Origin of the sequence: Moraxella bovis, assembly GCF_002014975.1 — a bacterium.
Classification (GTDB): domain Bacteria; phylum Pseudomonadota; class Gammaproteobacteria; order Pseudomonadales; family Moraxellaceae; genus Moraxella; species Moraxella bovis.
In genome coordinates, this window is sequence record NZ_MUXV01000012.1 from 61,099 (window position 1) to 74,344 (window position 13,246).

The 13,246-nt window shown below is 44.6% G+C and carries 11 protein-coding genes; 4 read left to right on the plus strand and 7 right to left on the minus strand.

Features of this window, described 5'->3' with window-relative positions:
- Positions 1-110 precede the first annotated feature (110 nt).
- Together B0182_RS03355 and B0182_RS03360 are read left to right on the plus strand one after the other, a co-directional pair.
- Entirely contained in the window at positions 111-5,720 is a 5,610-nt protein-coding gene (locus tag B0182_RS03355) for an Ig-like domain-containing protein (protein ID WP_143821653.1), read from the plus strand.
- 313 nt (positions 5,721-6,033) lie between these two features.
- Entirely contained in the window at positions 6,034-6,504 is a 471-nt protein-coding gene (locus B0182_RS03360; protein ID WP_029102466.1) for a Dps family protein, read from the plus strand.
- 93 nt (positions 6,505-6,597) lie between these two features.
- Here the strand turns inward: B0182_RS03360 and folE are convergent, their stop codons facing one another.
- Positions 6,598-7,215, minus strand: coding sequence for a GTP cyclohydrolase I FolE (folE, locus tag B0182_RS03365; RefSeq protein ID WP_029102465.1), 618 nt, complete (start codon positions 7,213-7,215; stop codon positions 6,598-6,600).
- A 243-nt stretch (positions 7,216-7,458) separates the two neighbouring features.
- On the opposite strand from folE, the gene B0182_RS03370 reads away from it, so the two are divergent.
- Both B0182_RS03370 and B0182_RS03375 read left to right on the plus strand, forming a co-directional pair.
- Positions 7,459-8,271 carry an enoyl-ACP reductase FabI gene (locus B0182_RS03370; protein ID WP_078273590.1) on the plus strand — a complete coding sequence of 271 codons (813 nt, stop codon included), beginning with the start codon at positions 7,459-7,461 and terminating at the stop codon, positions 8,269-8,271.
- A gap of 131 nt (positions 8,272-8,402) precedes the next feature.
- Positions 8,403-9,113, plus strand: a complete 711-nt coding sequence (locus B0182_RS03375; RefSeq protein WP_078273591.1) for a YoaK family protein — start codon at positions 8,403-8,405, stop codon at positions 9,111-9,113.
- A 270-nt stretch (positions 9,114-9,383) separates the two neighbouring features.
- On the opposite strand, the gene scpB is transcribed toward B0182_RS03375, so the two are convergent.
- The 6 genes from scpB to B0182_RS03400 form a co-directional block, all read right to left on the minus strand.
- The gene (gene scpB, locus B0182_RS03380) at positions 9,384-9,992 is read right to left on the minus strand and encodes an SMC-Scp complex subunit ScpB (protein WP_078273592.1); all 609 of its coding nucleotides are present in this window, start codon (positions 9,990-9,992) and stop codon (positions 9,384-9,386) included.
- Between the two features lie 15 nt (positions 9,993-10,007).
- Positions 10,008-10,907, minus strand: coding sequence for a segregation and condensation protein A (locus B0182_RS03385; RefSeq protein WP_078273593.1), 900 nt, complete (start codon positions 10,905-10,907; stop codon positions 10,008-10,010).
- A complete protein-coding gene (locus B0182_RS03390; protein ID WP_078273594.1) occupies positions 10,907-11,542 on the minus strand; it encodes a nuclease-related domain-containing protein in 636 nt (211 codons plus the stop codon). The genes B0182_RS03385 and B0182_RS03390 overlap by 1 nt, the downstream gene beginning before the upstream one ends.
- Positions 11,543-11,552: 10 nt before the next feature.
- Complete coding sequence (locus B0182_RS14195; RefSeq protein ID WP_158079611.1) at positions 11,553-11,729, minus strand: hypothetical protein; 177 nt, start codon at positions 11,727-11,729, stop codon at positions 11,553-11,555.
- Between the two features lie 9 nt (positions 11,730-11,738).
- Positions 11,739-12,788, minus strand: coding sequence for a tryptophan--tRNA ligase (gene trpS / locus B0182_RS03395; protein WP_078273595.1), 1,050 nt, complete (start codon positions 12,786-12,788; stop codon positions 11,739-11,741).
- A gap of 130 nt (positions 12,789-12,918) precedes the next feature.
- Complete coding sequence (locus tag B0182_RS03400; protein WP_078273596.1) at positions 12,919-13,191, minus strand: hypothetical protein; 273 nt, start codon at positions 13,189-13,191, stop codon at positions 12,919-12,921.
- Positions 13,192-13,246: the final 55 nt, after the last annotated feature.

A 13,246-nucleotide genomic window follows, 5' to 3' on the forward strand; every position in this document is an offset into this window, starting at 1 on the left:
GTATTTTCAAACCAACGCAGTTCGATTGGCTTGAAGGTTTGCAGCAAATGGTTAATCTATTTTAAAAATTGTGCTATAATAAAGTATTTCAAATTAATAGATCAACCGCCATGAAAACAAGCAAATACCAGCTTATTGTCATCCAAGACCAAACAACCGAAACTCATGCTTTAAATAGCAAAAAACCCCTAAAACTTAAAGCTAAGAAAAATACTGTTTATCAAATCATCAATGAAGAAGGCGAGGTTTTGCACAATCCTGTGATGGAAGTGGTAGGCGATGACATTTATGTGTACTTGCCCGAGGATGTTAATGCATCTTTGCGTCTTGAAAATTTTCAAGACGCTTTGCCCATCACCGACCCCACCGCCTTAAGTGATTTAAATGCCAGTCTTGCCACAGCAAATACGACGGCAGGCGGTGCTTTGCACTCGTCTTGGCTGGCTAGGCTTTTTGCCACAGGACTTGGAGCAGCCATTTTACACCACAACAAAAGCACAAATAACCAGCCTATTAAAAATATAGATGATAATCATTTCGTTCCAACGCCTGAGCCAACGCCTGAGCCAACGCCTGAGCCAACGCCTGAGCCAACGCCTGAGCCAACGCCTGAGCCAACGCCTGAGCCAACGCCTGAGCCAACGCCTGAGCCAACGCCTGAGCCAACGCCTGAGCCCACCATTCCGCTTGCAATTACCATCAACGCCATTGATGATGGTATGATTAACATTGCTGATAAGTCTTTGAGCTTCACTTTAACAGGCACGGTAAATTTTGACCCGACCACCACAGAGCAAAAGGTCATTATAAAAATCAATGGGCAAGACCACCCTGCGACTTTAACAGGCAACATTTGGACGCTTGATGTCTCGGGCGAAACCTTAGCCTTTGCCGAAGGTAGCCAGACCTTGACTGCCATTTTGACTGCCAAAGACCACACAGGGGCGAGCGTTAGCACCAACGCCACAGGCGGTTATAATGTGGATACAAAGATTGACACACCTATAATTACCTTTGACAACCTTGCCAGCGACAACATCATCAACCTTGCCGAAAGTGAGCAAAATTTGGTGGTTTCAGGCACGGTAGAAAACGCCAAAGATGGCGACCTTGTCAAAGTCATCATTGGTGGGGTGTCGCAAGATGTGCCAGTACAAGGAGGCAAATTTAGCCTAACCGTGGCAGGTTCTACCCTAAAAAATCACACGCAAATTTCGGCAACCATCATCACCACTGACACCGCAGGCAATACCGCCAAAGGCGATAAAACCCACAGTTATGAAGTGGATACCATTGCCCCCACACCCAAAATCACCCTAAATCCAATTACAGGCGACAACCGCATTGATTTGACTGAGAGTGCCAAACCCACGACCACCATTACGGGCAATATTGGCAATTTTGTCAAAACCGATACCAACGAGTTTGTGCTGATTTGCCTATGTTCTACCTGCACAAGCAACAACCAAAAAACCGTAGAAGCCCGTCTCAATGACGATGGTACATTCAGTGCTGACATTGCCACCGATGAGCTGACCAAATACGACAGCGTCAGCGCCACCATCAAAAGCACCGACAAAGCAGGCAACCAAGGCGAGGACAGCACCAACCAAACTTATACGGTTGAAAAGCCTGCCACCCCAAGCATTACCCTAAATCCGATTGCAGGCGACAACATTGTCAATGCTGCTGAGTTTAATTATGGCAGTGCCAATCTCAACATTGCCATTACAGGTAAGATTGAACGGGCGGAAGTGGCAACTTCTACGGTCAAATTGGAATTTTATAAAGCGAGCGTGCTTGCCAAAACCGTAGATGCCGAGCTTGGGGCCGATGGCGTTTATACTTATCGCATTAGCGGGGCGGAGCTTCACCGCTCTTATGACACCGTCAGGGCGATTTTGACCACAGGCGGGCAAAGTTACGACCACAGCCAAAGCTATAAGGCGGCCGCTTTCTCGCCAAAATGGGGCAATCCCGCCCTTGTGCCGACCGCCGTTTCTGACGACAATGTCATTGACCAAAACGACACTTGGCACGACACTACCACCATTACAGGCACTTTTAATTCCATTAGAAATACGCTGACCGCCCAAGGCATTGAAAATGCGGTGGAAATTACCGTTACGGTTAACGGCAAGCCTTATGCGACCACCGTGACGGGGCAAACAGGCACCTTTACACTCAATGTCAAAACTGCCGACCTACTTGCCGACACCGACAAAGTTGCCGACGTCTCCGCCTATTTGTACGACAACGCAGGCAACAACGCAGGCGGTGCAATCCGTGCCACGCTTGGCTATACGGTCAATGATAAGCACATTAGTCAGCCGATTGTTACCGTCAATCCACTTGACAACATTAACATTGCCTATCAAACCGCCAACCCAAGCACCACTTTGATAGGTTCGTTCGAGCTTGATGGCGATGTGGCTCTTGCCAATGCTCCTTTGACGGTTGAAATTGGCGGACAAAGTTTTACCGCCCAAAAAACCGTCACCAGCTCTGGCAATGGGCAAAAAACCATTGGCACTTGGACACTTGATGTGCCAACACAAACTTTAATTGACGCAAATGGTAACCTAACCGCCAAACTCTCCGCCAGAGACCACACAGGCAACCAAGCCCAAGCAAACACGCCTGCCACTTATAAGGTAGATGTCAATGCCCCAAGCGTGGAAGTCAAACTAAACGCCATTACAGACGACAATGCCATCACACCTGATGAAATTAATGATACCTTTACCATCACAGGCACGGTAACAGGCGAATTTGTGGCAAGTGATAAAGTGACGCTAAACATTGGCAACGAGACTTATAGCCTTAATGTGGTGGATGGGCAGTTTAGCCAAGCCGTGCCAAAAGCGGTCATTTTGGCAAATACAGCTATCAACGCCACTTTAACCACACAAGATGAGCTTGGCAATACAGGCTTTGATGACGACAGCCTAATTTATAATGTTACTGCCAAAGATATTAAGATAGAGCTTGACCCAATTACCACCGACAACCTTATCAATGTCAGCGAACAATCCACGCCCATTGATGTCTCAGGCAAGGTAACGGGGGCGGACGCTAAGGCAGGACAAACGGTAGAAATCAAAGTGGGCGAACAAACCTTTACCGCCACCGTTGGCACGGATTTGACCTTTAAAACACCGATTGACGGGCAACTGCTTGCCAAACACCAAAACTACACCTTATCTGCCCAAGTGCTTGAAAATGGGGAATTTTTGGCGTCCAATACCCACAATTATGATGTAACAAATGATGTCTCAGCCAGCATTAAAATTACCGCCATTGGCGATAATACCAACGATAATGGCGTGGCGGACGGTTTTGGCTCAGTACGCCTAAGTGGCAAACTTGCCCTAAACGACAGCATTTTTGCCCAAGGCTACAACAGCGACAGCCTAGAAGCGATTGTGGTCAAAATTGGCGATAAGTCGTTTAACGCAGGCTTTAACCGTGATGATATGTCGTTCCACATTGACTTATCAAAAAGCGAAGCCGAAGCCCTACAAGGTCAAGCCATCAGCTATGAATTTATCACTTCTGGCAGATTGTACTATCTGGCAGGGACAGGCGATAGCAAGACCGTCCGCCAAGTCGGGGCAAGAGATGGCGTTGCCCAAAGCGAACTTGGCAAAATCAGCGTAGAATGGCAGGACAACACCAAAGCCCAAGATGGCGTAACCACCCTAAGCACGCCCGCCAAAACCACCGCCATTACAGGGGTGGTGGCAGGTTCGGCACAGGTGGGCGATGACATTAGCGTTGCCATTGGCGGTCAAAACTACACCACCAAAGTCCAAGACGGCAATGCCTTTGTGATCAATGTGGACAGCGAAACCCTTGTCAAGCACACAGGCAACATTACCGCCACGCTTGCCACCAAAGACTTAGAAGGCAACGACATTAGCGTCAGCGATGTGGCGATTTATCACAACGCAGGGCAAGCCACAGGTGAGTTTGTCAGCAAACACACGCACACCAATCCTGCCGACCGCAAAATGAAGCACACCGATGATGATTACAATTTTGCCTATATGATTGACTCGGTAGCGTCCAACTACCGTGGCGGATTTTTGCACACCATGCACACACCGTTTGGTGGCTTTACCGACAATGGCACGCCTGCCAAAATCAAATACTATTTTGCCACACAAGAAGAAACCACCAGCCCCGATTGGCAATATGCAGGGCGTGGCTCGGTAGGACAAGGCTCAACCCGAGATTTTTCGGACAATCTTAAAACCTTTATTAGAAATAGCCTAACTAAGTTTTCTGATGTTGCCAATGTGGAATTTGAAGAAGTTGGCAGTTATCAAGAAGTCGGTAATGGCGGGATTAACTTTATCTATGGCGATACCATTGGCGGAATGGCATCAAGCGGGGCGTTTGCCTTTGCTGGCGGTAATGTGGTCTTTGACACCGCCAACTTTACTGACAACCCAAACCCTGGCAACTACCACCACTACCTTGCCTTGCACGAGCTGTTCCATACCTTTGCAGGCAAGCATACCGATGGCGTTTATAGCAATTATGGCTTTGCCACGCCCGAAGATTACACTTCCGAATTTTCAATCATGTCGTACAGCCCAGATTACCATTGGAACTCAGGATTTAGAGACCTAAGCCTATATGATGTGATGTATATGCACTATCGTTTTGGTGTCGCCAAAACGGTCAATGCAGGCGATGATGTTTATGGTTTTGGCAATTATGCCTCCCTTGTCCAAGACGGCACCATTTATATCGCAGATGCAGGTGGTGTGGATACCTTTGACGCATCCTATGAACAAGAAGGCGTTACGGTCAATTTGACCCCTGGTTCGTGGATTTATCACACCAGCCAAAAATCGGACACCTTTGTCATCAAAGAAAAAACTACCATTGAAGGCAACAACGCTTTCTTTGCCAACCAAGACCTATCAGGCTACACCTTGTCTGGTAATGCAGGTAAACATACACATACCGAGTATGTCAAAGGGCAAGGCTTTATTGGTTATGGCACGCAAATTGAAAACCTAAAAGGTTCAAACTTTGCCGATGTCTTAACAGGCAACAATGCAAATAACAACATCTTTGGCAATGACGGCGATGATATCATTTATGGCGGACTTGGCGATGATTATCTAGATGGCGGTCAAGGGGCGGACACGCTGATTGGCGGTCAAGGCGATGACAGCTATGTCATTGATAATACAGGCGATAGCATTACCGAGCTTGCAGACGAAGGCACAGATACAGTGTACAGTTATATCAATTATAGCTTAGTTGATAATTTAGAACACCTAACTCTGCTTGGCGCAGACAACATCAATGCCATAGGCAACAGCGAAAATAATACCCTGATTGGCAACAGCGGTAACAACACGCTGATTGGCGGTGCAGGCGATGACACCCTAGACGGCGGACGAGGCAGTGACACCTTGACAGGTGGCGATGGGGCGGATTATTTTAGATTTAGCACCCTACTTGATGGCTCGGTAGACACCATCACCGACTTTGATGTCGCCAATGACAAAATCGTCCTTGATGACGCCATTTTCACCGCTTTGGCAGGTCAAACGAGCGTGGGCGACTTTATCAAATACAACAGCACGACAGGCGATTTGAGCTATGATGCGGACGGTACTGGTGTGGTCAATGCCATTGTCTTTGCCAACCTTGGCGCGGGACTTAATGAAAATCAAATCCAATATCAGATCATTTAATCCGATAAAGGTAAATTTGGGGAATGCAAATGCACTCTCCAAATTTTTTTAACACAACGCTCCAACCTTCAAAACACACCGCCAAACAAGCATGGTTGCAAAATCGCATCATTGCAGATGACCAGTCATACTTTAATACTTACATCATGCAACTACAATTAATAATTAATTTTATTTAAAAAAATTTATTTTTCATTTAAAATTCAAATTATAAAAATAATGATTATTTGCTTAACATTTTAAGCCCTTTTTGTTATTATGGTATTTGTTAGCACAGGCTATCATTTTTACAACCCAGTAGGAGAGAAAATTTATGAGTACCAATCAAATCGGTCTTGAAAAAGCAGAACTTACCCCCGTCATCAAAGCCCTAAACGCCCTACTGTCTAGCTACCATCTGTTTTATATCAACGTACGCGGCTATCACTGGAACGTCAAAGGCGAGCATTTTTTTACCCTGCACCCAAAATTTGAAGAGCTGTACACCGAGCTACAACTACAAATTGACGAAATCGCTGAACGCATTCTAACCCTAGGTGGCACGCCATTACACGCATATAGCGATTTTGCCGAGCGTTCTAGCATCAAAGAAAACAAAGGCGTGTTTGATGGTCGTGGCTGTGTAGAAGGCGTGGTTAAGGGCTTGCAAACTCTTATCGAAGAGCAACGAGCCGTTGCTGAGCTTGCCGAAGAAGCATCCGACCAAGGCACGTCCGACATCGTAACAGGCTACGTCCAAGCCCAAGAAAAAGAAATTTGGATGTATAACGCCTTTTTGGGTTAATCCAATCATTTACCCCATCATTTAACCCAAATAAAAAGCCCTTAACTTTGATTAAGGGCTTTTTGCCATGCCTGTTTATAAAAGTGAATAACATCAGCCAAACGCCGGCACACGCTTAGGAATGGCACTCAAAAATTCATTTCGGGCTTGATTGTCCGTCTCATACACCCCAAGCATACAGGTGGTGCGGGTGGTGGACTGTTGTTTGCCCACGCCACGCATCATCATGCACATATGGCTTGCGTCCATGACGACCGCCACACCACGGCAGTCTGTGAGTTCATGGATGGCTTGGGCGACTTGTTTGGTTAGGTTTTCTTGGATTTGTAGGCGTTTGGCATACATATCAACAATGCGAGCCAGTTTGGATAAGCCAAGCACCTTACCATTTGGCAGATAGCCGATGTGTGCCACACCAAAAAACGGCAAAATGTGATGCTCGCATAACGAATAAAATTCAATGTTTTGCACAAGCACCAAATCAGCATTATCACTGGCAAAAATGGCATCATTGGCAACCGTATGCAGGTCTTGATGATAGCCTGCCGTCAAGTCCCGAAAGGCTTTGGCGGCACGCATGGGCGTATCAAGCAGTCCTTCACGGCTTAGGTTTTCGCCACTGGCAGAGATGATATTGGCGTAGTTCTGGGCGGTGGCTTCTACATCAAAAGAAAAGGCGGAAGTGGCGTGGCTGTTGCAATGTTGGCACATGGTATTATCAAATAAAAATAAACGTGATATTATAGCGAAAAAGGCCAGATTTGCCAAATGGTTTGTGTGCTTTGCGGTGTTAATGGGTTATAATTTTTGCTTTTTAAATTTACCTTTTTAAAATAACCAAATTAAAACGAAAGGCGATTTCGTTAAAAGTTTACAATCGTTTCTAAATTTTCCCTATTTGCCAAAATCTGTGGTATAATGCTAACAATTTTAACTAAATGCGTGGAGCGACTGATGTTATTAAAAGGTCAACGATTTGTGGTAACGGGTATTGCCAGTAAGCTGTCGATTGCGTGGGCGATTGCCGAATGCTTGCACCGTGAGGGGGCAGAGCTGATTTTAACTTACCCCAATGACAAAATCAAAAAACGGGTGGATATGGCGGCCGAGACTTTTGGGGCGGTGGCGGTATTGCCTTGCGATGTCAGCTCGGATGATGAGATTGTCAAATGCTTTGATGAAGTGGCTCGCATTTGGGACGACGGGGTGAACGGTGTGGTACACGCCATTGGTTTTGCCCCTGCCGAGCAGTTGGATGGCGACTTTACGGACGCCACGACTCGTGAAGGCTTTGCCATTGCTCATGATGTGTCCAGTTATAGCTTCGTGGCACTTGCCAAAGCCAGTCGTACACTCCTTGCCAAACGTCAAGGTTCACTACTTACTTTGACTTATGAAGGCAGCATTTCTGTATTGCCAAATTATAACGTCATGGGACTTGCCAAAGCCAGCCTAGAATCATCGGTGCGTTATCTGGCAAGCTCGCTGGGTAGAGAAGGCATTCGTGTCAATGCCATTAGTGCAGGTCCGATTCGCACGCTTGCCGCCAGTGGCATCAAGTCATTCCGTAAAATGCTGGACGTTACCGAAAAAGTAACGCCCCTACAACGCAATGTTAATCAAATGGAAGTGGGTAACGCCGCTTTATTCTTGCTATCGCCTTGGGCGAGCGGTATTACAGGCGAGATTTTGTTTGTGGACGCAGGGTTTAACACTGTCGGACTAAGCAGTGAGCTTATGGAGCTGGTGGCGGACGATACCGAGTAAGGCACGCCCAAGGTTTGTAAAATTTTGTAACATTTTAACAGCACACAATCAAGCACGTCTTGTGTTGTGTGCTTTTATTTTTGTCCAAAGTTTTGTAAACTAATTGGTTTGTTATCATTCATTTATCGGTCATGCAAAACCAACTTCCCACTTGGGTACTGTGTGGGGCGGTGGTGCTGGCATTTAGTGCTGGCATTTTGAACACAACCGCACTCATGGGGTTTACCCACGTTTCGGCATCACACGTTACGGGCAATATCAGCCTGCTGGCGGTAACATCCTTTCATCATGACTGGGAAAACCTGTGGCTACTGCTCGTGTCGGTAGGCTCGTTTTGGCTTGGCTCGGTGCTAAGTGGCATGATTATCGGGGGTAGCGAGCTACACATCAAGCGTCATTATGGCTATGCCATGTACTTAGAATTCGTCCTGCTCTGTGGCAGTCTGTGGCTGTATCTGTCGGGCAACGACTACGGGCAAATGCTCATCGCCATGGCGTGCGGACTACAAAACTCCATGGTGGCAACCTATCACGGGGCGGTGGTGCGTACCACGCATCTGACAGGGGTAACGTCCGATTTGGGGGCGACGGTGGGGCATTGGCTTGTGGGGCGAAAGGTCAGTCTTGCCAAAGTGGTGCTACAAAGTGCGTTATGGTGGGGATTTTTTGGCGGCGGCTTTGTGGCGGTGTGGCTATATGCCAAATATGGCTATTGGTCAATGCTCCTGCCTATTACCATTATTTTTCTGTCAGCAATCAGTTATGTGCATATGGAAAAATGGTTTCACCGCTCCGAGCGTATGATTAAATTCATGATAATAAAACGCAAAAGAAAAAGATAGGGTGGGGGTTTAAAAATTAATAGGGGAAATTTTAATATTAATTGTAAATTGATAATCAAAATATGATTAATTAAATACTTGCAATTTTAAAAATGTATTTTTAAATAAAATATTTGGGCGAATATAATTCGCCCCTACACATCCTATTTAATAATATCAAATTAAATTAAAAGAAATTAAAAGAAATTAAAATCAAATGATTTAAAAGAAATTAAGATAATAATTTATAAACAACCCAATATTATAAAATCAGTCATTTTAATATGAGCCCTACCCGTCCACTTTAAAATTTTCCAAATCAGGCAATTCGGGTAATTCTTTTAAATCAGTCAAACCAAATGCGTCCAAAAACGCTTTTGTGGTGTGCAATAAGGCAGGGCGACCCAACACGTCTTTATGTCCCTTCTCCATAATCCAACCCTTATCAAACAGTTGGCGTAAGATATGGCTAGACACACTCACGCCACGAATATGCTCAATGTCCGAGCGAGTTACAGGCTGTTTATAAGCGATGACACTTAGGGTCTCTAACAGGGCTTGGCTTAGGGTCTCTTGGCGTTCGGGGAACACCTGATGAATAATGCGACTGTACGAGTCCTTGATTTGCAAGCGATAGCCACTGGCGGTCTTGGCAAGGGTCAGCACGCTGTGCGACAAACGCTCTTCTAGCACCGCCAGTGCCACGTCAAATTCATCTTGGCTTATCATTAAATGCTTTTTTAAATCATCTGCTGTCAAAGGCGACTCGCTGGCGTGCAGTAGTACTTCAATATAGCGACTTAACGCTGTGGCAGTGGCGTGGGTGTTTTTGATGTCGTCAGCGATATTGTCGCTATCGCTGTTAGGTGTAAGCGTGGATAAAGGTTGGTTGTTTTGCATACGATTGCCTAATGATTAATGAAGCCAATATAAAGTCTGCTCGGACAAGTCAAAGCCGGTGTTATTGATGTTAAATAAAGGGTCTTTTTGCTTGCCTTTTTTGGACATGGGGGCGTCCATGACTTCAAGCTGAAAACTCTGGGCGATGTCCACATTTATCTCGCTTTTTAGCAGGGCGTCATCACCGTCAGCAAAGCCAATCAGCCCCCGTTTTAGAAGTTCAAGCACCGCCACAAAACTCACGACCACGCCCACACGCCCCTGCGTTTCATCGAGCAACTCGGCAAACGTGCCAGAACCTTGTTGGCTTAACATCAGGCTAATCTTGGCGATACGCTCAGGTAGTGGCACGGGGTCGGTCTTGATGTGGTGCATTTGATAATCAGGCTTGATTTGCATATTAATCAAGCTGTTGATGAGTATCTGGGGCGAGTAGCTTGGCAGTTCGGCTTTCATGGCTTCGCTACTAGGCAGGCTGGCAAATGCCAAAAACACATCACGTTCTAGGCGAATTAGGCTATCTAATCGGCGACTGGCTTCTTTGATTTGGGCATATTCTTCTAGCCGTCTGATGAGTCGTGCTTTAGGGCTTAGCTCTTCGCCTGTGATTTGTGGTTGGGGGAGCAAAAGTTCGCTTTTTATGGCGATGAGCGTACTTGCCATCAGCAAATAATCGCCCGCCAATTCAAAATAAGTATCATCAAGCTCTTTGATATAAGTCAAATATTGCTCGGTAATCGGCAAAATGGCGGTTTCGGTCAAATCAAAATTATTCTTTTTGACCAAATACAACAAAAAATCAAGCGGACCTGCAAATTGTTCAAGCCATATCGCAAATGCTTGGGGCGGAATATATAAATCATCGGGCAGGGCTTGGACTTCGGTGTTGTAAATGCGAATGGTGGTGTCGGTCATTAGTGTTTTTCCCTTAATTGTTTAAGGTGGGATTTTTTATTGTCATTGTTATTTTCAAGTTTTGTTAAATTAAGGATATTGATTAAATATTGAATTTCATCTTCACTAAATACAATTTCATCAAACGATAAAATATAATCAGTAAATTCATATAGATAGCACACATTGTCTGGGAAATGGCTTTTTAACTCGCACTCACCAGCAAAAACAACCACCGAATGAAAATTATCATGACTGACATTTAAAACTTTTTCTAAGGCTTTGATGTGGCGATAGTTTTGATGAAGTGGGTTTTGAAAAGGGTATTTTTTACCATAAACATTTTTTGTCCATTCTTTGTCGTGAGCTTTGCCGTAAATCCAACCTTTGTAATTTTTGGTTTCAATCACGAAAATACCAAATTTTGAAATATAAATGTGGTCAATTTGCGTCATACCCAAATTATCTTCAATCAAAACATCATGAAAGGCATGATAAATATCTTTTGGTAGAGTGCGATTGGATTTTATATTAACCAGTTTCTCGCCAAACCACCCTTTGAAAAAGGGTGATTTTAAAAAGGCAATGAGAAATAAAATTGGCAAAAACCATAAAAGTGGTTTGAGCGAATTTAAGAAAATGGGTAATATGTCCATTATTTTAACTTCACTTATGCTTTAATGCTTCAATTTCTTTTTGGTGCTGTTTAATAACCCGTCTGGCAGAATTTTTAATCAATCTATGTACCGCAGGATTTTGACTGTCCAAATCCATGGGGATAATTGGCTCAATTTCCTGTTTTTGAATGTCAGATTTTAAAAATTCTTCAAAAGAAATTCGCATGACTTCTCCTTATTTCAACTTCGCAAGCGGTTTAATCCCAATCGCACGTCTGGTTTTATCCAGTTGTTTTTGGGCGACACGGCGAGCCTTAACCGCCCCCATTTGCAAAATCTCTTCAAGCTCCTTAGGGTTTGCCATAAGATGAGCGTATTTTTCACGCATGGGAGCAATCTCACCGTCAATCTTATTAAACAAAATCTCCTTAGCTTCGCCCCAACCGATACCACGTCTATAATGCTCGGCAAGGGCATTTATCTCATCAGGCGTGGCAAAGGCTTTATAAATCTCAAAAATATTACACTCATCAGGATTTTTGGGTTCTTCGGGAGCTTGGGAGTTGGTTACGATTTGCCCGATTGCTTTTTTTAACGCCTTTTGTGGGTCAATGGTGGGGTTGCTGTCCCCAAAGAGCGGAATGGTGTTGCCATAGGATTTGCTCATTTTGCGACCATCAAGTCCTGTCAGTAGGGGCGTGTTTTCGTCCGTTACGGCAGTGGGGAGCGTGAACAGCTCTTTGTATTTAAAATTAAACGTCCCTGCAATGTCTCGTGCCATTTCAATGTGTTGAATTTGGTCTTTGCCGACAGGGACGTGCGTGGCGTTAAACATCAAAATGTCCGCACTCATCAGCACAGGATAGCTAAACAACCCCATGCTAATCCCAAAATCAGCGTCCGTGTCTTCTTTGGCAAGGTTTATGTCCACGCTCGCTTTGTAGGCGTGGGCTCGGTTCATGAGACCCTTAGCACAAGAGCAGTTTAATATCCACGCAAGCTCGGGAATCTCGGGAATGTCCGACTGGCGATAAAAGGTAACTTTTTCGGGGTCAAGACCGCAGGCAATCCAAGTGGCGGCAATGGCACGGGTGGAGCGATGAATCTCATCAGGGTCAAAACATTTGATAATCCCGTGATAATCCGCCAAAAAGAAAAAAGCGTCATCATCGGAATCTTGTACCGCTTGAATGGCAGGACGAATCGCCCCAACATAGTTGCCCAAATGGGGAATGCCTGTGGTGGTAATGCCTGTCAAAATGCGTTTGGTGGTTGGTTCGGTCATGATTTTCTCTTAATGTTTAGTGTTAAATTTTATACTCAATTCAATCCAAAATATAAAAAATTAGCTCAATTCACATCAATTCTATATTTATATTTTGAAGTAAAAAAGATTATATGTTTTACAATGGTTTTTATAAACCTGCCTTAATGCGTTTATCATCAGCATTTAGCATTGCCATGATGCGTTTACTTTTCTCGTCAATATTTTTATTATCATCGACAACATCATTTTTTAAAAAATTGGCGTATTTGGCAATTTCTGGCAAAATGGATTTTTTGGTTGGTTTTTGGGCGGATAATAAAAGCACAGTATCATCATCAAAATCTGCCAAAATGTCATCATCAAGCACAATCAAGCGATGAGAGCCAAATTTTTCAACCAATTCTCTTGTGGTAAGTTGCATGGTTTTATCCTTATCAAAATGAACGTAAATTATAGCAAATTTTCTAAAAATTTTC